At 73.9% G+C, this 24,293-nt stretch carries 26 protein-coding genes, 1 tRNA gene and 1 riboswitch; of the genes, 9 read left to right on the forward strand and 18 right to left on the reverse strand.

Features of this window, described 5'->3' with window-relative positions; genetic code table 11:
- Positions 1 to 265: 265 nt before the first annotated feature.
- Complete coding sequence (locus ACLJTM_RS05200) at positions 266 to 1,030, reverse strand: hypothetical protein (protein WP_411102118.1); 765 nt, start codon at positions 1,028 to 1,030, stop codon at positions 266 to 268.
- 445 nt (positions 1,031 to 1,475) lie between these two features.
- Positions 1,476 to 2,582 carry an ROK family protein gene (locus tag ACLJTM_RS05205; protein ID WP_411102119.1) on the reverse strand — a complete coding sequence of 369 codons (1,107 nt, stop codon included), beginning with the start codon at positions 2,580 to 2,582 and terminating at the stop codon, positions 1,476 to 1,478.
- A 55-nt stretch (positions 2,583 to 2,637) separates the two neighbouring features.
- On the opposite strand from ACLJTM_RS05205, the gene ACLJTM_RS05210 reads away from it, so the two are divergent.
- Entirely contained in the window at positions 2,638 to 3,819 is a 1,182-nt protein-coding gene (locus ACLJTM_RS05210) for a Gfo/Idh/MocA family oxidoreductase (RefSeq protein WP_411102120.1), read from the forward strand.
- Between the two features lie 251 nt (positions 3,820 to 4,070).
- Here the strand turns inward: ACLJTM_RS05210 and ACLJTM_RS05215 are convergent, their stop codons facing one another.
- From ACLJTM_RS05215 to ACLJTM_RS05230, 4 genes are all read right to left on the reverse strand, one after another.
- Entirely contained in the window at positions 4,071 to 4,928 is an 858-nt protein-coding gene (locus tag ACLJTM_RS05215; RefSeq protein ID WP_411102121.1) for a fumarylacetoacetate hydrolase family protein, read from the reverse strand.
- Positions 4,929 to 5,051: 123 nt separating this feature from the next.
- On the reverse strand, positions 5,052 to 5,891 hold the full coding sequence (locus ACLJTM_RS05220) for a YidC/Oxa1 family membrane protein insertase (RefSeq protein ID WP_411102122.1): 840 nt from the start codon (positions 5,889 to 5,891) through the stop codon (positions 5,052 to 5,054).
- A 252-nt stretch (positions 5,892 to 6,143) separates the two neighbouring features.
- Positions 6,144 to 6,494: a DUF6412 domain-containing protein gene (locus tag ACLJTM_RS05225; RefSeq protein WP_411102123.1), complete on the reverse strand. Its 351-nt coding sequence runs from the start codon at positions 6,492 to 6,494 to the stop codon at positions 6,144 to 6,146.
- Positions 6,495 to 6,600: 106 nt separating this feature from the next.
- On the reverse strand, positions 6,601 to 7,437 hold the full coding sequence (locus ACLJTM_RS05230) for a class E sortase (RefSeq protein WP_411102124.1): 837 nt from the start codon (positions 7,435 to 7,437) through the stop codon (positions 6,601 to 6,603).
- A 56-nt stretch (positions 7,438 to 7,493) separates the two neighbouring features.
- Here ACLJTM_RS05230 and ACLJTM_RS05235 point away from each other — a divergent pair, with 56 nt between their 5' ends.
- Positions 7,494 to 8,498 (forward strand): SEC-C metal-binding domain-containing protein, encoded by a 1,005-nt coding sequence (locus ACLJTM_RS05235; RefSeq protein WP_411102125.1) that lies wholly within the window; start codon positions 7,494 to 7,496, stop codon positions 8,496 to 8,498.
- A gap of 21 nt (positions 8,499 to 8,519) precedes the next feature.
- Here the strand turns inward: ACLJTM_RS05235 and ACLJTM_RS05240 are convergent, their stop codons facing one another.
- The 3 genes from ACLJTM_RS05240 to ACLJTM_RS05250 form a co-directional block, all read right to left on the reverse strand.
- Positions 8,520 to 8,981, reverse strand: a complete 462-nt coding sequence (locus ACLJTM_RS05240; protein WP_411102126.1) for a very short patch repair endonuclease — start codon at positions 8,979 to 8,981, stop codon at positions 8,520 to 8,522.
- Between the two features lie 9 nt (positions 8,982 to 8,990).
- A complete protein-coding gene (locus tag ACLJTM_RS05245; RefSeq protein ID WP_411102127.1) occupies positions 8,991 to 10,202 on the reverse strand; it encodes a hypothetical protein in 1,212 nt (403 codons plus the stop codon).
- A 187-nt stretch (positions 10,203 to 10,389) separates the two neighbouring features.
- Positions 10,390 to 10,926, reverse strand: a complete 537-nt coding sequence (locus ACLJTM_RS05250; protein WP_411102128.1) for a GNAT family N-acetyltransferase — start codon at positions 10,924 to 10,926, stop codon at positions 10,390 to 10,392.
- A gap of 166 nt (positions 10,927 to 11,092) precedes the next feature.
- On the opposite strand from ACLJTM_RS05250, the gene ACLJTM_RS05255 reads away from it, so the two are divergent.
- Both ACLJTM_RS05255 and ACLJTM_RS05260 read left to right on the forward strand, forming a co-directional pair.
- Positions 11,093 to 11,269 (forward strand): hypothetical protein, encoded by a 177-nt coding sequence (locus tag ACLJTM_RS05255; RefSeq protein ID WP_411102129.1) that lies wholly within the window; start codon positions 11,093 to 11,095, stop codon positions 11,267 to 11,269.
- 64 nt (positions 11,270 to 11,333) lie between these two features.
- On the forward strand, positions 11,334 to 11,633 hold the full coding sequence (locus tag ACLJTM_RS05260; protein WP_411102130.1) for a hypothetical protein: 300 nt from the start codon (positions 11,334 to 11,336) through the stop codon (positions 11,631 to 11,633).
- A 130-nt stretch (positions 11,634 to 11,763) separates the two neighbouring features.
- On the opposite strand, the gene ACLJTM_RS05265 is transcribed toward ACLJTM_RS05260, so the two are convergent.
- The 5 genes from ACLJTM_RS05265 to ACLJTM_RS05285 all read right to left on the reverse strand — a co-directional run bounded on the left by ACLJTM_RS05265 (position 11,764) and on the right by ACLJTM_RS05285 (position 17,385).
- A complete protein-coding gene (locus tag ACLJTM_RS05265) occupies positions 11,764 to 13,143 on the reverse strand; it encodes a DUF445 domain-containing protein (RefSeq protein WP_411102131.1) in 1,380 nt (459 codons plus the stop codon).
- 784 nt (positions 13,144 to 13,927) lie between these two features.
- Positions 13,928 to 14,596, reverse strand: a complete 669-nt coding sequence (locus ACLJTM_RS05270) for a DUF1707 domain-containing protein (RefSeq protein ID WP_411102132.1) — start codon at positions 14,594 to 14,596, stop codon at positions 13,928 to 13,930.
- A 145-nt stretch (positions 14,597 to 14,741) separates the two neighbouring features.
- Positions 14,742 to 15,710, reverse strand: coding sequence for an ATP-binding cassette domain-containing protein (locus ACLJTM_RS05275; protein WP_411102133.1), 969 nt, complete (start codon positions 15,708 to 15,710; stop codon positions 14,742 to 14,744).
- A 6-nt stretch (positions 15,711 to 15,716) separates the two neighbouring features.
- Entirely contained in the window at positions 15,717 to 16,589 is an 873-nt protein-coding gene (locus ACLJTM_RS05280; protein ID WP_411102134.1) for an ABC transporter permease, read from the reverse strand.
- Complete coding sequence (locus ACLJTM_RS05285) at positions 16,582 to 17,385, reverse strand: ABC transporter permease (RefSeq protein ID WP_411102289.1); 804 nt, start codon at positions 17,383 to 17,385, stop codon at positions 16,582 to 16,584. The genes ACLJTM_RS05280 and ACLJTM_RS05285 overlap by 8 nt, the downstream gene beginning before the upstream one ends.
- A 288-nt stretch (positions 17,386 to 17,673) precedes the next feature.
- Here ACLJTM_RS05285 and ACLJTM_RS05290 point away from each other — a divergent pair, with 288 nt between their 5' ends.
- Entirely contained in the window at positions 17,674 to 20,151 is a 2,478-nt protein-coding gene (locus ACLJTM_RS05290) for a transglycosylase domain-containing protein (protein ID WP_411102135.1), read from the forward strand.
- Between the two features lie 26 nt (positions 20,152 to 20,177).
- On the opposite strand, the gene ACLJTM_RS05295 is transcribed toward ACLJTM_RS05290, so the two are convergent.
- From ACLJTM_RS05295 to ACLJTM_RS05305, 3 genes are all read right to left on the reverse strand, one after another.
- Positions 20,178 to 20,498, reverse strand: a complete 321-nt coding sequence (locus tag ACLJTM_RS05295; RefSeq protein ID WP_411102136.1) for a DMT family transporter — start codon at positions 20,496 to 20,498, stop codon at positions 20,178 to 20,180.
- Between the two features lie 31 nt (positions 20,499 to 20,529).
- Positions 20,530 to 20,604: riboswitch (guanidine-III (ykkC-III) riboswitch) on the reverse strand.
- A 132-nt stretch (positions 20,605 to 20,736) separates the two neighbouring features.
- Positions 20,737 to 21,078, reverse strand: a complete 342-nt coding sequence (locus tag ACLJTM_RS05300) for a GroES family chaperonin (protein WP_411102137.1) — start codon at positions 21,076 to 21,078, stop codon at positions 20,737 to 20,739.
- A 46-nt stretch (positions 21,079 to 21,124) separates the two neighbouring features.
- Positions 21,125 to 21,442, reverse strand: coding sequence for a DUF3618 domain-containing protein (locus tag ACLJTM_RS05305; protein WP_411102138.1), 318 nt, complete (start codon positions 21,440 to 21,442; stop codon positions 21,125 to 21,127).
- Positions 21,443 to 21,545: 103 nt separating this feature from the next.
- Here ACLJTM_RS05305 and bcp point away from each other — a divergent pair, with 103 nt between their 5' ends.
- The 4 genes from bcp (at position 21,546) to ACLJTM_RS05325 (ending at position 23,607) form a co-directional block, all read left to right on the forward strand.
- Positions 21,546 to 22,013, forward strand: coding sequence for a thioredoxin-dependent thiol peroxidase (gene bcp / locus ACLJTM_RS05310; protein WP_411102139.1), 468 nt, complete (start codon positions 21,546 to 21,548; stop codon positions 22,011 to 22,013).
- Positions 22,014 to 22,165: 152 nt separating this feature from the next.
- Complete coding sequence (locus tag ACLJTM_RS05315; RefSeq protein ID WP_411102140.1) at positions 22,166 to 22,813, forward strand: HNH endonuclease signature motif containing protein; 648 nt, start codon at positions 22,166 to 22,168, stop codon at positions 22,811 to 22,813.
- On the forward strand, positions 22,810 to 23,475 hold the full coding sequence (locus ACLJTM_RS05320) for an HNH endonuclease (RefSeq protein ID WP_411102141.1): 666 nt from the start codon (positions 22,810 to 22,812) through the stop codon (positions 23,473 to 23,475). Before ACLJTM_RS05315 ends, ACLJTM_RS05320 begins: the two co-directional genes overlap by 4 nt.
- A gap of 48 nt (positions 23,476 to 23,523) precedes the next feature.
- Positions 23,524 to 23,607, forward strand: a tRNA-Leu gene (locus ACLJTM_RS05325).
- A 55-nt stretch (positions 23,608 to 23,662) separates the two neighbouring features.
- Here the strand turns inward: ACLJTM_RS05325 and rdgB are convergent.
- Complete coding sequence (gene rdgB, locus ACLJTM_RS05330) at positions 23,663 to 24,277, reverse strand: RdgB/HAM1 family non-canonical purine NTP pyrophosphatase (RefSeq protein WP_411102142.1); 615 nt, start codon at positions 24,275 to 24,277, stop codon at positions 23,663 to 23,665.
- Between the last annotated feature and the right edge of the window lie 16 nt (positions 24,278 to 24,293).

Below are 24,293 nucleotides of genomic sequence, written 5' to 3' on the forward strand. Positions count from 1 at the left end.
GCGTCCACGCCCCGGACCGCGCCCGCCCCGCAGCGGCGTCCGGGGCGGCGTCCGGGGCGGCGTTCGGGGCGGTCGGAGGGCAGCGGCGGGGTCAGCCGAGCCGGACGTCGGCGACGGTCCGGTACCGGTTGTTCGTGCCGGTGCAGCGGAAGCGGAACCGGACTTCGGTGGTGCCGGCCGGAATCCGGAGCGGGACCGGCTCGGCCCGGGCGAGGGCGTCGGCGGGCCAGGTCCGGGGGCCGGCGTACGGGACCGGGGCGGAGGGTCAGCGAGCCGTGCGGCGCAGGCGCCGGGCCCCCAGCAGCAGACCGCCGCCGGTGGTCAGCGCGGCGACCGCGCCCGCCCCGTACGCCCACTCGCGGGGCCCGGTGTGCGCCAGCGATCCCGCCTCGGCCGAATCCTCGGGGCCCTCGACGGAGAACCGGTAGCCGCCGGAGTCGCCGACCCAGTCGCCGTCGTCGCCCTTGCGCTGCACGAGGGCGGCGTCGGCGACGACCTCGCCGGTCGGGGCGTCGGGGGCGAAGGAGAGGCCGACCTTCACGGTCAGCGAGCCGCCCGGGGCCACGGTGAAGCCGGGGAAGGCCTCGCCGCCGTCGAAGACGGCGATGACCTCGTCGCGGTCGGTCCCCTCCAGGCTGACGGGCAGCACGCCGCCCGGGGCGCCGAACTCCATCCGCAGGTGGGCGGGGCGCAGCAGGCGGGCCTTGTCGGTGAGGACCACGACGGGGTGGATGGCCCGGCACTCGGAGTCCGTGGAGTTGGTCAGGTCCAGGTACCAGGTCTGCGGTTCACTGCCGGTGCGGTAGACGGCCGGGCCGCCGCGGATCCGCGCACCGATCGGGAACGCGGTGCTCTTCCCGTCCCCGCAGGTGGCCTCCGCCCGGGACGGCAGGGCGGGGGCGGGACGCGCGCCGCCGCCAGTACCGACGTCGGCCCTGGCAGCCGCGGCGGCCGGAGCGGTGGACCCGGCGCCGGCGAGGACGGCGGCGGAGAGTACGGCGGAGAGGGCAAGGGCTTTGCGCAGTCGCATGGAAGACCTTCGCTGCTCGCCGGACGGGACGATGATCGGACGAGGTGACCATCACCCCGGCCCTGCCCGCACCCTCCCACGCACGCGCGAACCCGGGTCGCACGCCGCGCCTGGGTCGTACCGGTTTACGCCCGTATGGCGGCGAGGTCAAGGGGGCGGCGGCGACGGGCGGTTGCCACGGCCGGGAGGGCTCACCGCGGGGGCGGGACCGTCGGGTGCGGCCTGCGGTTCATCGCCGGGCGGGACCGTCAGCTGCGCGGCGAGTCGCCGCGGGGGCGATCCCGTCAGGTGCGCGGCGGGACGGGTCGCCGCGGGGGCGATCCCGTCAGGTGCGCGGCGGGACGGGTCGCCGCGGGGGCGAGGCCTTCGGGTGCGCGGCGGGACGGGTCGGCGCGGGGGCGGGGCCGTCGGGTGCGGCCTGCGGTTCATCGCTGGGCCGGTCCCGTCAGGTGCGGCCGAAGAACGGGGCCAGGAGGAGCTGTGCCGCGCCCTCGGCCACGCCGGTGGCGGCCACGGCGACCTCGGGCGGCGGCTGGGTCAGGGCGCGCGCCGCCAGGACCGCCCGCACCCCGGACACGAAGACCTCCGGGGCCGCCGCCACCACACGGCCGCCCAGGACCACGCGTTCCACGTCCAGCAGCGCGACCAGGTTCGCCGCGCCCTCCCCCACGATCCGCGCGGCCTCCGGCAGGTCCGCGCGGGCCACCGCCGCCAGGCACAGCACCTCCGCGCAGCCCCGCGCCCCGCAGCGGCACCGCGGGCCGTCCAGTTGGAGCACCTGGTGGCCGAACTCGCCCGCCGCCGAGCGGGCACCCCGATAGACCTCGCCGTCCAGGCGCAGCCCCGCACCGAGGCCGCTGGCGACGTGCAGGTAGACGGACGCACCGGCCTCGGCCGCGCCTCCGGCCGCCGGCCACGACCGGGGTGCCGGGCCGGCTCCGGCGGCGCCCGCATTGGTGTCCTTGTCGAGCAGGACGGGCAGCCCCAGCCACCCCTCCAGCACCTCGCGCAGCGGGAACCCCTCCCAGCTCGGGAACCCCGTCACCCGGCCCATCACCCCGGCCCGGTGGTCCAGCGGACCCGGCGCGGCCGCGCCCACCCCCAGCAGCGGCGGGCCGGCCGGGTCGCAGACCCGCCCGACCGCCCGTACGACCGCCGCCACCACGGCGTCCGGCCCCGCGCCGAAGTCCAGCGGGCCCGCGCACTCGGCGAGGACCCCGCCCGCGAGGTCCACCCGTACCGCCCGCAGCTCGTCGCGGTCCAGGTGCACGCCCACCGCGTGCCGGGCCCCGGCTTCGAGCCGCAGCAGGGTGCGCGGCTTGCCACCGGTGGACGCGGCCCGGCCCGCCTCGGCGACCAGACCCTCGGCCGCGAGCCGCACCATGATCTTGCTGACGGCCTGCGGGGTGAGACCCGTACGGGCGGCCAGTTCGGCGCGGCCCCGTCCCGCCGGGCCCGCGGCACGCAGCAGGTCCAGCACGAGCGCCTCGTTGTACCCGCGCAACGCGGGCAGGTTCACTCCCCCACGCGTCTCCCCGCTACCCCTGTTCACCTGGTCATTGTCCACCTTCCTTGCACTTTGACAACACTGTTGCCAAAGTGGGCTCATGAATGCCACCGACTCCGCCACCCCGCTCCGCGTCGGCCTCATCGGCTACGGACTGGCCGGTTCCGTCTTCCACGCCCCCCTGGTGGCCGCCACCGACGGGCTGCTCCTCGACACGGTCGTCACCTCCGACCCGGACCGCCAGGCCCAGGTGCGCGCCGCATACCCCGGCGTCCGCATCGCCGCGTCCGCAGCCGAGCTGTGGGCCCGCAACGGGAGCGGCACGAAGGACCGGGGCGACCGGGGCGACGAGTCCGGCGGGGGCGGGGAGGGCGGTGGTGAGGGCGCCGGCTCCGCGCCGGCCCTCGACCTCGTCGTGATCGCCTCGCCCAACAAGACCCACGTCGCGCTCGCCACCGAGGCGCTCCGCGCCGGCATCGCCGTGGTCGTGGACAAGCCGCTGGCCGCCACCGCCGCCGAGGCCCGAGAACTCGCCGCCCTGGCCGAGCGGACGGGCACCTTCCTGTCCGTCTTCCAGAACCGCCGCTGGGACAACGACTTCCTCACCGTGCGCCGCCTGCTGGCGGACGGCGAACTCGGCGAGGTGCAGCGCTTCGAGTCCCGCTTCGAGCGGTGGCGCCCGCAGCTCAAGGGCGGCTGGCGCGAGTCCGGCGCCCCGGAGGAGATCGGCGGCCTGCTCTACGACCTGGGCAGCCACGTCGTGGACCAGGCACTCGTGCTCTTCGGCCCGGCCGTACGGGTCTACGCGGAGGCCGACACCCGCCGCACCGGCGCCGAGACCGACGACGACACCTTCATCGCCGTCACCCACGCGAACGGGGTCCGCTCCCACCTGTACGTCAGCGCCACCACCGCCCAGCTCGGTCCGCGGATGCGCGTCCTGGGCTCCCGGGCCGGATACGTGAAGTACGGGCTGGACCCGCAGGAGGCCGCCCTGCGCGAGGGGCTGCGGCCGGACGGGGACCTGCCCTGGGGCGAGGAGCCCCCGCACCAGTGGGGTCGGCTGGGCTCCGGTGAGTCCCCGCTGACCGGCGGCGGCGCCCCGGTGCCGACCGAGCAGGGCGACTACCCGGCGTACTACGCGGCCGTGGCCGCGGCCCTGCGGGAGGGCGGGCCCGCCCCCGTCACCGCCCTGGAGGCCGCGCACTGCCTCGACGTCCTGGAGGCGGCCCGCATCTCCTCGCGCGACGGAGTGGCCGTGCAGATCGGCGGGAACGCCTGAGGCACCGCCGACCCCCCGCCCGGACCGGCCGCGGCCGGTCCAGCCGTATGCGGCCAGGCACGAAGCCGTACGCGGGAGGGGCGCAGCCGTACGCGGGAGGGGCGCAGCCGTACGCGGGAGGGGCGCAGCCGTACGCGGGAGGGGCGCAGCCGTACGCGGGAGGGGCGCAGCCGTACGCGGGAGGGGGCGGGGCCGCCCCGGCAGCCCCGCCCCCTCCCGCAGCCCGGCGCGCCGGGCCGTGCCCGTGGGCCCTACGCGCCCTTGAACTCCTGGCGCTGACGGCCGAGGCCGTCGATCTCCAGCTCCACGACGTCCCCGGCCCGCAGGTACGGCTTCGGCTCCGGCTGGCCCATGGCCACGCCCGCCGGGGTGCCGGTGACGATGAGGTCGCCCGGGTACAGGGTCATGAACTGGCTCAGGTACCGCACGACCTCGCCGACCGGGAAGATCTGGTCCGCGGTGTTGCCGTCCTGCCTGAGTTCGCCGTTGACCCACAGCCGGACGTCGAGGGCCTGCGGGTCCGCCACCTCGTCGGCGGTCAGCAGCCACGGGCCGACGGGGGTGAAGGTCTCGCAGTTCTTGCCCTTGTCCCAGGTGCCGCCGCGCTCGATCTGGAAGGCGCGCTCCGAGACGTCGTTGACGAGCACGTACCCGCCGACGTGCGCGAGGCCCTCCTCGGCGGAGGCCAGGTAGCGGGCGGTGGCGCCGATGACGACGCCCAGCTCGGCCTCCCAGTCGGTCTTCACGCTGCCGCGCGGGATCAGCACCGTGTCGTCGGGGCCGACCACGGTGTCCGCGGCCTTCAGGAACAGGATCGGCTCGGCCGGCGGCTCCGCCCCGACCTCCGCGGCGTGCCCGAAGTAGTTCAGCCCGATGCCCACGACCTTGCCGATCCGGCCGACCGGCGCGCCGATGCGCAGCCCTTCCGCGTCCAGGACGGGAAGTCCGCCCGCGGCTGCCGCCTCCCGTACCCGGGACAGTACGGAGTCGTCGGCCAGCAGGCCGCCGTCCACATCCGTGATCAGGGCGGACAGGTCCCGCAGGGTCCCGTCCTGGTCGAGCAGCGCGGGGCGCTCCGACCCGACGGGTCCGACACGCAGCAGCTTCATGGGCATTCTCCCGTGGTCGTGGGTGGTCGGCCGCCGGGCGTGCCCCGCGGCCGGCCGATGGGTTGCGGCCATCGGAGGATTGGCTGATCCTCCAAGATGTCGTATCAATCCGCAAGACCCTGTTCACGTACTGGAACGCACCGCTCCCACCCCGTCGCCGCGCTGCGCGTCCTGCCCGGCGCGCTCCGCCTGCTCCTTGCGGTGCTGGAGCCAGACACGTTCGGCGACCGACCACGCGGTGGTGGTGGCCAGGTAGAGCCCGGCGGCCAGTGGCACCACGGCGGCCGTGACCAGCGTCCCGAAGGACAGCAGCGGCAGTACCCCGCCCAGCTTGCGCATGACCGCCTGCTGCTCGGCGCTCAGCTCGGGCACCCCGGCGGCCGCCCCGGCCCGCGTCCCGGTCTGCGCCGCGGCCTTGGCCCGGGTCTTGGCCGTGGCCTTGCCCTGGGCCTGGGCCTTGGCCTTGCCCTGGGCCTTGGCCTTGGCCTGGGCCTTGGCCTTGGCCTTCGGGTCGGTGGCTGCGGCTTCGGTGGCCTGCGCCGCGGCCGCGGCGGCCCGGCGGCCGCGTACCGCACTCCAGGCGGCGACCGCCGCGATAACCGCGAACAGGCCGAGGAAGACCAGCCCCTGCGGCCCGAGGAAGCCGCCGTCCCCGAGCGCCTCGGTCCAGCGGGACCCCAGCGGCGCCGCGAACAGGCGGTGCCCGAGCAGCTCGTTGGCCTCCCCGCCGATCTTCGCCGAGGAGAACGCCTGGTACATCACGAAGAACACCGGCAGTTGCAGCAGCATCGGCAGGCACCCGGCTGCCGGGGTCGCCCCGCGGAAGGCGGCACGGCTCAGCGGGTGCAGGGCGAGCCGGACCAGGACGGTGAACAGCACGATCGCGGCAGCGGTCGCGGACTGGGCGAGCACCGGCTCCAGGAGCCGGCCCAACTCAACAACAAGACGGGTGAAAACGGACACGTGGGCCCTCCGAAGGGTCGCGTCGAACATCGGAACGGGGACATGCGATGTCGGCGTGACGACCCGCGAGGGGCGCGGCAGTGGGGCAGGCCGGTCGCCATCGGGGACCGGCCGGCAGGAGGGGACACGGCGGAGAAGGACTCCGCAAGGCTCCGAGGAGGACCTTGAGGAGGATCTCCGGGAGGAACCCCGGCAGTGGACTCCGGTAGTGGACTCCGGAGTAAGCACTCCGGCACGGAGTGCTGCGCGCCCCTACGCGGCCGTCAGGACGCGGCGGCCGGGTGCTCGGGGCCGTGACCGGCCCGAGGCGTCGGGATCGCGCTGCGGCAGGAACGCCGTGCGCTGCTCGCGGTCACGGATCGCGGTGCGGATGCGGTGCGGCGGCACGGGCCGTACGAGGCGTGCGGCCGCGGCCAGGGCCTCGGCGCCCACGGCGACGGTGGCCGCGAGGGCGACCACGAAGGCCCCGAGCCCGGTTCCGGCGTCACCGGCGAACAGGGCGAGCACACCGCCGAGGAGCACCAGGGCCATCGGCGTCAGGACGGCCGTCAGCCGTGCGGTGCGGGCGGACGGCAGGCGCCCGCCGTCGTGCTGCCGAGCCATGCGGACCTCCTCCGTCTCGTCACCGGCCGACGTACCGCGCACGGACCTCCGTACGGGTCCGCCGCCGTTCCTGCTGCCCGATGGTAGCCGGTCGCCGCCCGGGACTTCAGGGGCCTGCGGACCTCAAGGTCCCCCAGACGACCAGCCGGTAGGCGGAGCTGTACTCCGGAGTACAGGTGGTGAGGGTGATGTAGGAGCCGGGCTCGCCGTACCCCTGGTCCGGTCTGACCAGGCTCCGCGGCACCGGGGCGATCACCCCGGTGTCCCGGGCCGCCGTCGTGTCGAGGATCTTCCCGACCACGTACACGTACCGGCGCCCCCGCACGTCGACGATCAGCTCGTCCCCGGCCCGCAGGCGGTTGATGTACCGGAACGGCTCGCCGTGGGTGTTGCGGTGCCCGGCGAGCGCGAAGTTCCCCGCCGCCCCCGGCTGCGCCGTCCCCGGGTACTGGCCGGCGTAGCCCTTGTCGAGCACGGCCCGCTTGTCGACCCCTTGCGCCACGGGCACGGCGAGCCCCAGCCGGGGAATGCGCAGCACGGCGTACGCCCGGTCCGGGGCGGCGGGCGGGGCGGCGGGCCGCGGGCTCGCGCTCCGGCCGGGCGCGGGTGCGGAAGCCCGGCCTGCGGCATCCGCGGGGCCGGCGGAGGCATCGGGGGCCGAGGCGCCGGCGGACGGGGCCGCGGCGGCCGGGTCCGGGGCCGGGGGCGCGGCCGCGGGCCCGGCCCCGGTCCGGTCCCACTGCTCCTCCAGAGTCCGGACCTGCTCCTGCGCCGCGGCGGCGGCCTGTCGGTTGGTCCACCACACCTGGTGCACGACCAGCAGCGCCACCAGCACGCCCAGCGTGGTCGTCACCTCGGCGCAGACCCACAGCAGAGCGGCGAGGCCGCCCGGACGCGTCCGCCGGCCGCCCCCCTGCACCACCACGGGTACGCGATCTCGCACGGCCCGCACCCTAAGTCCTCCCCCGCCAACTGACCAGCGGCAGTACGGTGTGAACCATGCGCCCCGACACGCCTGCCGAGCACATCGCCGAAGCCGAGCGCCTCATCCGCACGGCGACCCGCTACCCCGAGGACCAGGAGCCCTTGCTCCTCCAGGCCGCGGCCCACCTCGAGTTGGCCGATGCACGCGATCGGGCGAGCAGCCTGTACGACGAACTCCTCTCCTCCTCACCGGCCAACCCGCACCTGGTCAAGGCCCTTCAGGCGGCGAACCTCTGGGAGTACGGCCACGAGGCCGAGGCCCGCGCACTGATCTCCGGCATCCGCGCGGCGGCCCCGAAGGACCCGGCGCCCTGGGAGGTCATCGCGGAGGCCCTGGAGACGCACGACGAGCTGCAGGCCTCGCACGACTGCTTCACCGAGGCGGCCACCCTCCTCATCGCGGAGGAGGCCCCCCTCACCCGGGCCACCACCGCCCTGCTGACCGGCCGCCACCGGGTCCGCCGCCTGCTGGGCCTGCCGCACGACGACTGGGACATGGTCGCCGACACCCGCCACATCGGCCCGATCCCCCTCGACGAACTCCACGACCCGAAGCGCATCTGGGCCCTCGGCTCGGACGACCCGGCGGAACTGCGCGCCGAGATCGCCCGCCTGCGCGCCGAGCTGGGCGACCGCCGCGCGGCGCTCTCCCGCCCGTTCCCGGTGGCGATCCTGCACTGGCCCGCGCGCGAGCTGGCGGAGCTCCTCACCAGCTACCCGACCCTCGGCGCCGACTACCCCTCGCACGAGGCCCACCTGCTGGCCGTGGAGTCCTCGCTCCGCGCCCTGGCCGCCTCGGGCACCACCAACCTGGGCATCGTCACGGCCAGCGTCCCCTCCTACGAGGCCTTCGCCGCCTCGGAGAGGACCTCCCCGGCCTCCCCGTCCCTGCTGGCCGAGTACGCCACCACCCTGGCCGCCCGCGGCAAGGCCACCCCGTGGCCCCCCGCCCCCACCCACCCCTGCTGGTGCACCTCGGGCAAACCGTACGACGAGTGCCACGGCGCCGACATCGGCTGACGCCCCCGTCCCGGATGCGGGTCAGCTTCCGGTGCGCTGCCCGGCGGCACCGGAAGCAGGCGTCCGCGCCGGCCGGCGCTCGGCCACCAACCCGGCGATGCGTGCGGCCGCGTCCCCCACCTCCTCGTGCTCCCAGACCCGGACGGACAGCCAGCCGGCGGCCGCCAGACGGGCGTCGGTGTCCTGGTCACGCGCCCTGTTGCCCTCGATCTTGCCGCGCCAGAACGCGGCGTTGCGGCGCGGCCACGTCGCATGCGCAGGGCATCCGTGCCAGAAGCAGCCGTCGACGAACACGGCCACGCGCGCCGGCCCGAAGACGATGTCGGCCTCGCGGCGCACACCCTTGATCGGGCGCCGGTGGACGCGGTAGCGCAGCCCCGCCGCGTGCAGTGTGCGCCGCAGGGCCACCTCGATCTCGGTGTCCCTGCTCTTCTGGCGACTCATCCGAGCACGTACGTCCGGGGTGCTCTCCAAGGCTTCCACACCTCATTGTCACGGCGCCGGCGCCGGCAGCTCCAACTGCACGTGGCCGCGGGCCCGGGCTTCGGGCGGGGCGGGGCGGGTGCGGGACAGGGCGAGGAGGGCGCGGACGGCCCCGAGGACCTCCTCGGGGGTGTCGCGGATCATCGACGGGGTGGCGCTGACCACCAGGACGCCGTGGGCCTCCAGGCGCAGCCTGCGGCGGAGCGTGGCGTGCCAGGAGTCGCGGGTGTAGTGGTACTCCGCCGAATCGATCTCCAGGGCCACGCCCTCGTCGGGCCAGTAGGCGTCCGGGCTGGCCAGGAAGGCGCCGTCCGGGGTGGAGAGGCGGGCGTTCCACAGCGGGGTCGGCAGGTCGGTGGCGGCCAGGGCCTCGCGGGCGCGGGCCTCGGCCAGGGACCGGGTGCCGGCGACCAGCTCCGCCGCTGCGGCGCGTACCGCGGGGCGGGACAGGAGCCGGGAGTCGCGGAGTTCGGCGTGCAGGTCGTGCGGGTGGCACCAGCCGGCCTGGACGACGTGGGCGAGGACCGAGCGGATCCGGTCGGGGTGCGCGGCGCGGGCCGCGAAGTCGGCCGCGGCGCGCACCGGGCGGGCGCACGGGACGCCGGACACCGTGATGGTCCGCGGCCAGCGGGAGGTCGCCAGCGGGCGGACCCCGGCGGCACCCGAGAGCCGGCGCGGGGCGCGGATCAGGACGTCGGCCGGGGCGTACGGGGCTTCGCGGACCCCCAGGAGGGCCAGCGCGGCGCCGCCGGTGAGGGCGGCCGTGTCACCGGAGAGCGGATCGGAAGCGGGGTCGGCGGCGTACAGGACGGCGCCGAGGGCGCGTTGCCGGTGGTCCGGCGGCCCGGTCTGCAGGAGGTACACCCGGGGGAGCAGGCGCTGCCAGGGCCCGCCGGGGCGGGTGCGGGAGGTGATCGTGGCGGCGGGGACGCCGGAGGCGACGAGCTGGTGGCGGGTGGCCAGGTCGAACTGCCGGCGGGGCGCCGCCCCGTCCCGCCGCCGCGCTTGCCGGCGTAGCCGCCCTTGCCCACCCTGCGACTGGTCCGACCCCGGCGGTCGGTCCGGCTGCTCGGGCTGGTCCGGTCGGTGCGGCTGGTCCGGTTGCTCGGGCTGGTCCGGTCGGTGGGGGTGGTCCGGTCGGTGCGTTCGGTCCGGTTGCTCGGGCTGGTCCGGTCGGTGCGGCTGGTCCGGTCGGTGCGGCTGCCGCTGCGTGGTGATCATGCCGCGGGTATGCCCGGACGCGCCGCGGGCCTACCCCGGATGACGGGAGCGCCGCCCGGACGGCACCTCCCGCGGACCGGAACTGACCGCACCGGGCGGGACCGGGCCGGACCGGGCCCAGGCCGAGCCGGATCGGGCCGGCCGGCCGGCCGGGTCAGGCCTGGCCGGGCCTGGCCGGGCTCTGGGGTCAGCGGTTCGGGTGGTCCGGGGAGAGGAAGACGATCACGCCGGTCTCGGTGCCGGGGCGGGCCGGGACCTCGTGCCAGCCCAGCCGGCGGTAGGTGGCCACGGTGTCGGTGGCCAGACGCGAGGTCAGCAGCCAGGCGCGGCGGTCCGGGGCGTCGGCGGTGATCTCCGTCAGCAGCGCCCGGCCGGTGCCGTGGCCGCGCGCGTAGGGGCGTACGGCGAGTTCGTCTATCTCCAGGGCGCCGGTCAGGAGCTCCCGCACGCGGGCCGGGCCGAGTTGTGCGGCCACCTGCGCGTACGCGCGGTCCTTGGGGAAGGACGCGGGGGTGATCCAGCCCGTGGCGAAGCCGTCGATACCGGTCGCCGACTGGGCCAGGGCGGTACGGAACCCACGGCGCCGGGCATCGCTCTGCAGGCGGCTCGCAAACTGGCGAATGGTTTCTTCGCCTTCGTTCCACGGTGGGCCGGAGAAGACGTCGGCGTAGGCGTCGACCAGTTCGTCCGCGAGGTCGAGGACGGCCTGTCCGTAGCAGATCACGATGTCCTGGCTCCTGAGGTCGGGTGGGGATGTTCCCTTTGGGTGGGGAGATTGAATTTATGCCCCCCGGGTTCCACGGGCGGACACCGTACGGATCCGGAGAGTGTGCGACAAATCCCCTCCCCGCCCTCCGTGTCGGGAAACCCGGCGACCGCGTTGGGCAGCCGTGGACAGACTGCTCCGCGCGGCCGGCCGGTACGCGCTCGCCTTCCTGCTCGTCCTCGGCATCGTGGCCCTGCTGCCGCGGACCCTGCAGGACGCGGTCCCGGACGCCGTGGTCGGCGGGGCGGTGCTCGTCCTGGGATTCCCGGGCACCCGCGGGACGGCGCGACGCCCGCGTTAGCCTCATGGGGGCCGCAACTCCGCGGAGACCGCTGACAGGACACGACCGATCAGGGAGATCAGACATGGCGCGAGTACCCGGCTCCGTGCTGGCGACAGCCGGACTGCTCGGCGGATACGCCGTCGCCCGGTGGACCGGGAAGCGGCCCCTGGGCGGCGCCGTCCTCGGCGCGGCAGGGATCGCCGCGGGACGCGAGTGGCACCGGCGGAGCGGGCTGCCCGCCGCGGCCGGACTCGGGGCCCTGTACCTGGCAGGCTTCGCCGGCGCCCATCCGCTGGCCAGGAAGATCGGCGCGTGGCCGGCCGTGTGCGGGGCCGCGGGTGTCGTCGCCGCCACGTCCTGGGCCGTGGCCGAACGCGGTTGACCGGCGGCTCACGGCAGCTGACCGCGCCCCACGGCGCCTCACGGCGGCTGACGGGCGGCGGATCGGCGTACGGAGCCGCCGGCGGGGCCCGCCGTGGACGCGGCCGGCCGCTGCCTGCCGGTGGGCGCGGCTATGCGCCGAACGCCTGGGACACCGAGTAGATCAACAGGCCGGCGAGTGCGCCGACCACCGTGCCGTTGATCCGGATGAACTGCAGGTCCCGGCCGATGTGCGCCTCGATCTTCCGCGAGGTGTGCCCGGCGTCCCAGCCCGCCACCGTGTCCGTGATCAGCGAGGTGATCTCGGTCCGGTAGGTGGTGACGACGTACACCAGCGCACCCTCGATCCAGCCCTCGACCTTGCCCTGCAGACGGGCGTCGGTGGCCAGCCGGGACCCCAGCGAGATCAGCGAGGACCGCACCCGCAGGCGCAGCTCGCTCTGCTCGTCCTCCGCCGCCGACATGATCATCGAGCGGACGGCGGTCCAGGCGGACGCGATCACGTCCTGCACCTCGCCGCGCGCCAGCAGCTCCGACTTGAGCCGTTCGACACGGGCCCGGGTCTGGGTGTCCGACTGCAGGTCGATGGCGAAGTCCGCGAGGAAGCGGTCCACCGCACCGCGCGCCGGGTGCCCCGGCATGTCCCGCATCTCCGTGACGAAGCGCAGCAGCTCCTTGTACACGCGGTCGCCGATCTTGCGGTCCACGAACCGCGGGGTCCAGCCGGGCGCCCCGCCCTGGACCGCGTCCATCACCGACTCCCCGTGCGTGACCAGCCAGTCGTGCGCCTTGGTGCACACCAGGTCCACGGCCCGGCGGTGCCCGCCGTCGGCGACGACCCGCTGCAGGGTCTTGCCCATGGCGGGCGCGATCTCCGCGGTCTCGGCCCGCCGGGTGACGGCCTCGCCGACGATCTCCTGCACGTCGGAGTCGCGCAGGACGGTCAGGGCCCCGCGCAGGGCGGTGGCCAGCTCCGCGGTGACCCGGTCGGCATGCGCGGGCTCGGCGAGCCAGGCGCCGAGGCGGCCGCCGATGCCGAGGGCCTGGAGGCGGGCCTTGACCACGTCCGGGGAGAGGAAGTTCTCGCCGACGAACTCGCCGAGGGTCACCCCCAGCTGGTCCTTCTTCTTCGGGATGATCGCGGTGTGCGGGATGGGCAGGCCGAGCGGATGCCGGAAGAGGGCGGTGACGGCGAACCAGTCGGCGAGCGCACCGACCATGCCGGCTTCGGCGGCGGCCGCGACGTAGCCGGACCAGGGTCCGGCGCCGGTGTGCTCCGCCCAGGTGGCGCACACGTACACCAGGGCGACCAGCAGCAGCAGGCCGGTCGCGATGGCCTTCATCCGGCGGACGCCGTGCCGGCGCTCCTCGTCGGCGGCGCTGAACACGAAGGCTCCGCGGGCGGGGGCGGGGGTGCCGGTGCCGGTGCCGGTGCCGGTGCCGGTGCCTTCGGCGGTGGTGCGGTGGTCCACGTGGTCCTGCCTTCCCCGGGGGCGCCGGTTTGTCTGCATAGCATCCGACTCCCGGGAGGCGCGGAGAGTTCCCGCCACGCCATGTCGCTCCCGCGAGGGTGTACGGGGCGTCTGCCCGGCGGGAGCCCGCCAACCCCTGCGCGGCGGCTCGGGTGCTCTCGCCTCAATCGCCGGCGGGGCTGATGTTGCTGGGCCAGGCCCTGCCCGCGACCCGGGGCTCCGCCCGACCCGTCGCCTCAAACGCCGGCGGGGCTGTTTGTGCCGGGCGAGGCCCTGCCCGCGACCCGGGGCTCCGCCCAGCCTTTCGCCTCAAACGCCGGCGGGGCTGAATCGGCTCGACCAAGCCCAACGGTCGAAGCCCCGCCCAGCACAACCAGCCCAGCCGGCGCTTGAGGCGAAGAGCCCGGGCGCAGCCACGGCCCCGCGGCAGGGCCCCGCCCAGCAAAACCAGCCCCGCCGGCGCTTGAGGCGAAGAGCCCGGGCGCAGCCAGGGCCCCGCGGCAGGGCCCCGCCCAGCAACATCAGCCCCGCCGGCGCTTGAGGCGGAGGTCCAGGCGCAGCCACGGCTCCACAGCCAGGGCCCCGCCCAGCACAACCAGCCCAGCCGGCGCTTGAGGCGAAGAGCCCGGGCGCAGCCACGGCCCCGCCGGCAGGGCCCCGCCCAGCAACATCAGCCCCGCCGGCGCTTGAGGCGAAGAGCCCGGGCGCAGCCAGGGCCCCACGGGCAGGGCCCCGCCCCGCCCCGCCCCGCACAGCCAGCCTCGGCGGAGCCACGGGTCGGGGGTACGGCTGGTGGTGGCGGAGCCGGGGGGTGGCTTCGCTGCTACAGCTCCTTGCGGAAGCCCCCGCCGGGCAGCGGCTTCGGGGCTTTGACCTTGATCTCCACTCCGCCCCAGAACGCGAGGCCCGTCACCACCACGCGCGGAGCGCCCGGTTCCGGTGCGGCCGAGGACGGCCGGTGGTCGAAGGCGCCCATCACGCCGACGCCCCGCACGTCCACCTCCACACCCGGCGGGACGGTGATCTGGATGCCGCCCATGACGGCCACGCAGGTGATGACCACCTCGCGCTCCGCGAAGTTCGCCTCGCGCAGGTCGATCTCCCCGCCGCCCCAGAACGCCACCGCGTTGAACCGCGCCGGGACCGTCCAGCGGCCCTTGCGCTGGAACCCCGACATGACGGCCACCGCCGTCGAGGAGGATCCCGCGCCGCCGATCCGCGCCGGCCAGGCCGTACCCGTACCCGTACCCGCTCCGGGACCGGCCGCCCGGCCCGCAGGGTACGGGTCCGGCGCCGCCGGCAGGTCCCGGGTCAGCGGTTCCAGTTCCGCGTACGTACGCGAGGTGTACGCCGCCTCCAGCCGCTCCTCGAACTCGTCCATGTCGAGCCGGCCCTCGGCGACGGCGTCCCGCAGACGCTCCACCACCCGGTCCCGGTCGGCGTCCGACGCCCTCAGCTCCGGCAACGGCTTCTCCGGCCGCTCGTCACTCATGCGGACCAGACTATGCAGTCAGCCGCGGGAGTTGTACGACTTGCCCCTGACCGGCCCCTGACACCCACCCCGGCTTACCCCTGAGATCAGGCCTGGCCGGTCCGCCCCCTCAGCCCGGCCCTCACCCCGGCCCGCAGCCCCGCCCTCAGCCCCGCCCCGCGTACATCCGCGCGATCACGTCCTCGATGTCCGGCTCCCGCACCGACAGGTCCACCAGCGGGTAGCCCGCCGCCACCGCCGCCACCAGCGGGGCGGCCGACGCCCCTGCCGGGAACGCCAGCCACTGCCGCGCCCCCTCCACCCTCACCACCCGTGCCCCCGTCACCTCCAGCGGCGGAAGCTCCCGCTCCAGGTCCACCACCAGCGTCCGTTCGCTCTCCCCCGCCGAACCCGCCGCGTGCAGACCGCCCAGCGGACCGTCGTACACCAACCGCCCGTGGTCGATCACCATCACCCGCTCGCAGAGCTGCTCGATGTCCTGGAGGTCGTGCGTGGTCAGCAGCACGGTCGTGCCCAGTTCCGCGTTCAACTGCCGCAGGAAGCCCCGTACCTTCGCCTTGCTCACCACGTCCAGCCCGATCGTCGGCTCGTCCAGGTACAGCACGTCCGGATCGTGCAGCAGCGCCGCGGCGATGTCCCCGCGCATCCGCTGGCCCAGCGACAGCTGCCGCACCGGCACGTCGAGCAGCTCCGCCAGGTCCAACTGCTCCACGCAGCGCTCCATGTTCCGCGCGAACCGCTCCGGCGGGATCCGGTACATCCGCCGCATCAGCCCGTACGAGTCCTTCAGCGGCAGGTCCCACCACAGCGTCGTGCGCTGCCCGAACACCACCCCGATCCGGTGCGCGAGGCGCATCCGCTCACGGGACGGGTCGACGCCCGCCACCCGCAGCCGGCCGCCGCTCGGGGTGAGGATGCCCGTCAGCATCTTGATCGTGGTGGACTTCCCCGCACCGTTGGGCCCGATGTAGCCGACCACCTCCCCCCGCGCCACCGTGAAGCTGATCCCGTCCACCGCCCTCACCTGGCGTTTCTCCCGGCGCATCAGGCCCACCCGGCGCCGTACGTCAAAGACCTTCTCCACCCCGTCCACCGCGATCAGTGCATCCGCCATCAGCGTTCAGCTCCCCGTGCTTCGGTACGAACGGACTCCCGCACGCCAGGCCAGCGACGCGGGCAGGAAGACCAGGAAGGCGACCAGCGGACTCGCGAACGCCACCGCGTCGGGCAGTCCCAGCGGATCGGGCCGCCCCAGGACGTACAGCGCCGGCAGCCAGTTGACGAAGGCCAGCGGCACCACGAAGGTCACCCCGCGCAGCAGGTCCGTCCCGAACACCGCCGGGGGGTACTGGAGCATCGTGCAGCCGCCGTAGGTGAAGGCGTTCTGGACCTCGGCGGCGTCCTTCGCCGCGAACTGGAAGGCCGCTCCCGCCACCAGCAGTGCCCCGAAGATCGCCGCACCGCTCACCACCATCACGGGCACCAGCAGGACCCGTCCCGGCGTCCAGTCCACGTCCAGCACCGCCACCGCCCAGCACAGCACCCCCAGGCCCTGACCGGTCCGCCCCAGGCGGCGCAGCGCGAAGCGGTCCGCCGCGACCTGGGCGAGCACCGGGACCGGGCGCACCAGCATCGTGTCGAGGGAGCCGTCCCGGATCCGCTGCCCGATCCGGTCGGTATTGCCCATCAGCAGGTCCGCGAAGCCCAGCGAGGCCGAGGCGGACCCGTACAGCAGGGCGACCTCGGGCAGCGTGAATCCGCCGAGGACCTCCACGTGCGAGAACATGATGAAGATCGCCACGAAGTCGAGGAGGGTGATCGCCGCGTTCCCGAACGTCGACAGGAAGAACGACGTCCGGTAGGTCATGGTCGAGCGGATCCACATCGCCGCGATCAGCCCGTACCCGCGCAGCCCCTCCCAGGCCCGGTTGCGCCGCACCGTCCCCGGCGCCCGCGGGAGGGCGGGCTCCCGCTCCAGTACCGCCTCAGCCACCCTGGACCACGACCTTCCGCGTCGCCGCCGACTGCACCGCCCGGCCCGCACCCAGCAGGACGAGCGCCCATCCCGCCTGGAACGCCAGCGCCCGCGCGACCCCGGCCGGCCCGGCGTGCGTGCCCAGCAGCACGTCCACCGGCACTTGCAGCATCGCTGCCCACGGCAGCAGCCGGACGAACTCGCCGAAGCCGCCCGGGAACACGGTCAGCGGCAGCAGCACCCCGGAGAAGAAGATCCCGGCGACGGTGGCCATCAGGTTGATCCCCGCCCCGTCCAACAGCCAGAACGCGGCCAGGCCCAGCAGGTAGCGCACGGCGAAGCTGATGACCAGCCCGAACAGTACGGACACCAGGAACAGCACCCAGCGCACCGGGTCGGCGGGCAGCGCCAGCGGGAAGGCCAGCGCCCCCACCAGCAGCGGGACGGCGCCGCGCCCGATCAACTGGAGTGCGGCACGGCCCAGATCGGCGGCGAGCCACCACATCTGGAGATCCGCGGGCCGGTACAGGTCCACCGCGATGTCGCCCGTCCGGATCCGCTCCTGCATCTCCTCCTGGAAACCGCCCCCGAGGAACGCCCCGGCGGCCAGCAGCGACTGGCTCACCCAGACGAAGGTCAACGCCTGGGCCTGGTCGTAGCCGCCGAGGCCCGGCCGCTGGTCCCACAGCGCGACGTAGGTGTACGCCACGATGAACCCGAAGACGGTGTTGGTGAACACCCCGGCCAGCGTGGCCGTTCCGTAGGTGGCGTAGCGCCTGAACCCGCCCGCTGCGACCGCCAGGTAGAGGCGCAGCCCCTCGGCGGCGTTGCGGGCCGCCGTACCCCCCTCTGCCCCGTCCACCGCACCCCTCCGTTCCCCAGGTCGTTCCCAGACCAGCCGCACGCCGGCCGCACACCGGCCGCACGTCGGCCGTACGTCGGCCGTACGTCGGCCGTACGTCGGCCAAAGCGCGGGAGCTTAGTGCGGAGGGGCGATCCACGCGACCGCTTTACGCCCGTCCGACGCGGAATCTCCGGGCATCGGGTAGACAACATGAGGTACAGAAGTGGATATTTCGCACAGCGCCGAGGAGCCCTGGAGATGAGCGACCCGTCACCCCCACCGGGCTGGACCCCTCGAGACCCGGACGGACCCGGGGCGCACGAGCAGGGCGGAACAGCCGGTACACCCGGGGCAGCCGGTACACATGAGGCAGGCGGTGCACACGAGGCAGGCGAGGCGGCCGGTCCGCAGCCGGCCCGGCCGCCCGGCAGGAAAGGCCGCCGGCGCACCGGCTGGCGCCGCGCCCTCCCCACCTGGCGGATGGTCCTCGCCGCCCTCCTGCTCCTCGCCGTCCTGATCGGCGGCGGCCTGGTCGCCGGCTACCTGCTCGTCGACATCCCCCCGGCCAACGCCGCCGCCACCGCCCAGTCCAACGTCTACCTCTACTCCGACGGATCCCTCATCGCCCGCGACGGCGAGGTCAACCGCGTCAACGTGCCGCTCTCCCGAGTCCCCCGGACCGTCCAGGAGGCCGTCCTGGCCGCGGAGGACCGCGACTTCCACTCCGAACGCGCCGTGGACCCCAAGGCCATGCTCCGCGCCGCCTGGAACACCGCGACCGGCAAGGGCACCCAGTCCGGCTCGACCATCACCCAGCAGTACGTCAAGAACTACTACCTGGGCCAGGAACAGACCATCAAACGCAAGGCCAAGGAGTTCTTCATCGCGATCAAACTCGGCCGCGAGAAGTCGAAGGACTACATCCTTGAGGGCTACCTGAACACCAGCTACTTCGGCCGCAACGCCTACGGCATCCAGGCCGCCGCGCAGGCCTACTACGGCAAGGACGCCGACCGGCTCACCACCGCCGAGGGCGCCTACCTCGCCACCCTCCTCAACTCCCCCAGCGCCTTCGACGTCGTCTCCCACCCCCAGGGCCGCCCGCGCGCCCTCGCCCGCTGGAACTACGTACTCGACGGCATGGTCAAGAAGGGCTGGCTGACGGCCGCCGAACGCGCCGCCACCCGCTTCCCCGAACCGGCCAAGGTCCGCCCCGCCGCCGGACTCTCCGGACAGCGCGGCTACCTCGTCGAAGCCGTCAAGGACTACATCACCGGCCACGGAATCCTCGACGAGAAGACCCTCGCCGAAGGCGGCTACCAGATCACCACCACCATCGACCGGCGCCGCCAGAACGCCTTCACCGAAGCCGTCGACGGCCAACTCCTCAGCAGACTCGACCCGGAGAAGCGCAAGGCCGACCGGCTCGTCCGCGCCGGCGGGGCCTCCATCGACCCCGCCACCGGCAAGGTCGTCGCCATGTACGGCGGCATCGACTACACCCGGCAGTACGTGAACAACGCGACCCGCCACGACTACCAGGTCGCCTCCACCTTCAAACCCTTCGTCTTCGCCGCAGCCGTCGAGAACGGCTCCCGCACCCAGGACGGCCGCCGCATCACCCCCCACACCGTCTACAACGGCGACAACAGACGCCCCGTCGCCGGCGGCCGCATCCGCTACGCCCCCGAGAACGAGGGCCAGGTCTCCTACGGCAACATCACCGTCAACACCGCCACCGACCTCTCCGTCAACACCGTCTACGCCCAGATGGCCGTGGACGTCGGCACCACCAAGGTCAAGGACACCGCCCTCGCCCTCGGCATCCCCGAGGACACCCCCAACTTCGACGCCGGCCCCGCCATGGCCCTCGGCACCATGCAGGCCAGCGTCCTCGACATGACCCAGGCCTACGCGACCCTCGCCGACCACGGCCGACGCACCCCGTACACCCTGCTGGAAAAGATCACCAAGGGCGGCGAGACCATCGGCCTACCCGCCCGCGAAGCCACCCAGGCCATCAGCCGCGAAGCCGCCGACACCACCACCTCCATGCTGGTCAGCGTCGTCGACAACGGCACCGGGACCGCCGCCCTCGCCGCCGGCCACCCCGCCGCAGGCAAGACCGGCACCGCCGAACTCGACCGCTCGGCCTGGTTCGCCGCGTACACGCCCGACCTGGTCACCGTCGTCGCCATGATGGGCCAGGACCCGGACACCGGAACCCTCCAGTCCCTCTACGGAGCCCTGGGCGAACCCCGCATCGGCGGCGGCGGCTACCCGGCCCGCATCTGGGCCGCCTACACCAAGACCGCCCTCGAAGGCACCGACCCCGTCGACTTCGACCTGGAACTCCAGCCCGGCGCCGCCCAGCTCCCGCCCCCGCCGCCCAGCCAGTCCGACGCCCCGCAGGAAACCCCTGACGAGAACAGCCCGTCCCCGTCCGGACGCCCCACCCCGCCCACCCGCCCCAACCGGCCCACCACGGGGCAGACCCAGGGCGGCCAGGACAACGGGGGCCGGACCCAAGGCGGCCAGAACAACGGGGGCCAGGACAACGGCGGTCAGAACAACGGGGGCCAGACCCAAGGCGGCCAGGACAACGCAGGCCAGGACAACGGCGGCCAGGACAACGGAGGCACCGGCCAGGGCGACCAGGGCGGGACCACCGGCACCCCCGGTACCGACGGCGGCGCCACCGAAGGGCTGCGGCCCCCGTCCGCCTTCCTCGAATAGCAACGGCGTCCGCCGCCGACAGGCGGTCAGTGGCCGGAAGTCGCCTTCAAGCCGACGACGGCGACCAGCAGCAGACAGATGAAGAAGATCCGGGCGGCGGTGACGGGTTCACCCAGCACCGCCATCCCGAGCACCGCCGCACCCGCGGCACCGATGCCGACCCACACGCCGTACGCCGTACCGATCGGCAGGGTCTTCGCGGCGAACGACAGCAGCACCATGCTGGCCACGATCCCGGCGCCGGTGAACACGCTCGGCCACAGCCGGGTGAAACCCTCGGTGAACTTCATCCCGATCGACCAGCCCACTTCGAGCAGACCGGCGACGAGCAGCAGAACCCAGGCCATGACAGGCACCTCCGGAACGAGAGCGGAACGGGGTGCGTCGTCTTGTCGTCAACCCGGTACGGCGCGTCTCGTCGGGGGTTCCCCTCCACCGTAGCAAAGGGCACGGAAAAGGGCCGGTGACCTCGGCCACCAGCCCTTCACCCCCTCCACCGCACCCCCGGAACCGGACCGGGACCGGACCGGGACCGGACCGGGACCGGACCGGACCCGGACCCGGACCCTGCGTCACGGAAAGCGGTCAGAGGTACAGCCCCGTCGAGTCCTTCGACCCCTCCAGCCGCTCCGCGGCCACCGCATGCAGGTCCCGCTCGCGCATCAGCACATACGTCGCGCCGCGCACCTCGACCTCCGCCCGGTCCTCCGGGTCGTACAGCACCCGGTCACCGGGCTCGACCGACCGGACGTTCTGACCGACCGCGACGACCTCCGCCCAGGCCAGCCGCTTGCCCACCGCAGCCGTCGCAGGGATCAGGATGCCCCCGCCCGAACGCCGCTCCCCCTCGGGCACGTCGGACTTCACGAGCACGCGGTCGTGCAGCATGCGGATGGGCAGCTTGTCGTGGGTGGTGTTCTCGCTCACGCCTCGAACCTACCCGCCCCCGCCCGCCCCGTACGCCCCAGGGTCGTCACCGCCGGCGGCGCGCCGACAGCACCAGCAGCCCGACCACACCGGCCGCGAGCAGCGCCACGGGAACGATCCGCTCCACCCGCGGGGCCCCGTCCTCGTGCCGCAGGCCGTCCTTCACATCCGTCACGAGACGGTTCACCGCGACGAAGGCGCGTCCGGCGGTCTGATCGACCGTCGAGGCAGCCCTGGCCTTCGCGTCCCCGATGATCGTCTTCGGGTGCATGCGCACACCGATCTCGTCGAGCGTCTCGGCGAGCTGCTCTCGGCGGCGGACGATGTCCGCCTCGATCTGTGCGGGGGTCCTGGCTTCCGGCACCGCGCTGCCTCCGTCGTCGTGGTCTGTGGGGCGTAGTGCCCCGTGAACAGGCTGTCAGCTTAGTCTCGTGGCGTACCGATGCCCTCCCGAGGAGACTGTTGAGATGAGCGAGCGACTTCAGCCGGGCGACCCCGCCCCCGCCTTCACCCTGCCCGACGCGGACGGCAACGAGGTCTCGCTGGCGGACCACAAGGGCCGCAAGGTGATCGTGTACTTCTACCCCGCGGCGCTGACCCCGGGCTGCACCAAGCAGGCCTGCGACTTCACGGACAACCTGGACCTCCTGGCCACGGCCGGCTACGACGTCATCGGCGTCTCCCCGGACAAGCCGGAGAAGCTCGCGAAGTTCCGCGAGAAGGAGCAGCTGAAGGTCACCCTGGTCGGCGACCCGGAGAAGGAGACGCTGACGGCCTACGGCGCGTACGGCGAGAAGAAGCTCTACGGCAAGACGGTGACCGGGGTCATCCGCTCCACCGTGGTCGTGGACGAGGAGGGCAAGGTCGAGCACGCCTTCTACAACGTCAAGGCCACCGGCCACGTAGCCAAGATCATCAAGGACCTGGGCGTCTGACCCCCTCCCGCCCGGCCCGGCAGCGGCCCGCACCGATCCGGTGCGGGCCGCTCCGCTTATCCCACGAAATCCCCCGTTACCACCCCTGCACCGCCCCCGTTACTCCGTACGAGGGCCGCACAGGCGGCCGGACGGCAACGGAGGGGACGAGCATGCCGACCAGCCCTTACACGAAGGAGCGCCTGACGCAGGCGGCGAAGGGGGCCAGGACACTGTCGGAGGCGCTGGAAAGGCTGGGGGTGGACCCGGCAGGCGGCTCACGGGAGTACATCCGCGGGCGCATGAAGCGACTCGGCGTGGACGTCTCCCACTTCGAACGCGACGGGGTGAAGTGGACCAAGGACGTCCTGGCGGAGGTCGTCGCCGCTTCGACGACCCTGTGCGAAGTGCTCAGGCGGCTCGGCCTGGACATCGTGGGCGGCCACCACACGCACATCAGCCGCAAGGTGAAGGCCTTCGGCATAGACACCTCGCACTTCGCGCAGCCGTCGCGGACGACGCACACGCGGGAGAACCGCCGGCGGCGCTCCGCCGAGGAGATCCTCCGCGAGGACCGGTCCCCGGCCGCCACCAGGGTGCACAACACCAGGCTGCGCCGGGCGCTCCTGGAGACCGGACGCACGGAGTGCTGCGCCCTGTGCGGCATGGACGGCACATGGCTCGGGGAACCGCTGCGCCTGGAGATCGACCACATCGACGGCAACTGGCGCAACAACCAGGCCGACAACCTCCGGTTCCTGTGTCCCAACTGCCATTCCACGACGGACACCTACCGTGGGCGCGGCAGGGGGCGAGGATGAGGAAGCCGGCCCGCTACACGCGAGAGGTGCTGGCCGAGGCGGCGGCGCAGTGCAGGGACGTCGAGGACGTCATCGCCCGCTACGGCGTGGAGCCGCACCCCCGGAGGCTGGGGCATTACCTCATGCGGCGCTTCCGCGCCTACGGCATCGACGTATCCCACTTCCAGCGGCAGCCGGGCAAGCGGCACCAGAGACCGGACGAGACCTCGTTGCGCGACGCGGTCGCCGCGTCGGTGTCGTGGGCGGAGGCCCTGCGGCGCATCGACCGACCGGACACCCGCGCGTGGAGGACCTCTCTCATGTCGTGGGTCCGCGAGTCGGGACTGGACACCTCGCACTTCCTGGGCCAGGCACACCAGCGCGGCAGACCCGGGCCTGTTGCCGCCCGGCCGGCCGCGGAGATCCTCGTCCGCCACGGCGGGCAGCGCCGCACGAAGACCGCACTGCTGCGCCGCGCGCTCCGTGAGAGCGGCGTCCACGACGTATGTGACCGCTGCGGGACACCGCCCGAGTGGTGCGGGCGCCCGATGGCTCTTGAGGTGGACCACGTCAACGGCGACTGGAGCGACGACCGCCGCGAGAACCTGCGGCTCCTGTGCCCCAACTGTCATGCGCTGACGAGCACCTGGTGTCGAGGGGGGCGCCGCAAGCCGACTGGTTGATCTTGTATGCCCCGCACAGCCGCCTGCCGCTATCATGGCAGGCGGCTGGCGGCGGTGGCGCAGTGGCGACGCAGCAGACTTAGGATCTGTGGCCCGTGAAACGGCTTGAGGGTTCGAATCCCTTCCGCCGCACAGATACGGCCTGCGAATCGAAGGATGATCCGCAGGCCGTTCGTCATGCCACCCGTCAGCCCAGCAGTTCCCGCACCACCGGGACCAGGGCGCGGAAGGCCTGGCCGCGGTGGGAGATGGCGTTCTTCTCGGCCGCGGTGAGTTCCGCGCAGGTGCGGGTCTCGCCCGTCGGTTCCAGGATCGGGTCGTAGCCGAAGCCGCCGGCGCCGGCGGGGGCCGTGCGCAGGGTGCCGAGGAGGCGGCCTTCGACGACGCGTTCGGTGCCGTCGGGGAGGGCGAGGGCGGCCGCGCAGAAGAAGTGGGCGCCGCGGTGCTCGGGGGCGATGTCCCCGAGTTGGGCCAGCAGGAGGTCCAGGTTGGCCTTGTCGTCGCCGTGGGCGCCGGCCCAGCGGGCGGAGAAGATGCCGGGGGCGCCGCCCAGGACGTCGACGCAGAGGCCGGAGTCGTCGGCGATGGCCGGAAGCCCGGTGGCCTGGGCCAGGGCGTGGGCTTTGAGGAGGGCGTTCTCGGCGAAGGTGACGCCGGTTTCCTTGACGTCGGGGATCTCGGGGTACGCGTCCGCGCCGACCAGCTCGTAGGGGAGGCCGGCGTCGGACAGGATGGCGTGGAGTTCGGCGACCTTGCCCGCGTTGCGGGTGGCCAGGATCAGGCGGCTGGGCGTGGAGGTCATGCCGCCATTATTTCCG

Source organism: Streptomyces sp. cmx-4-9 (genome assembly GCF_046548835.1).
Lineage (GTDB): Bacteria > Actinomycetota > Actinomycetes > Streptomycetales > Streptomycetaceae > Streptomyces.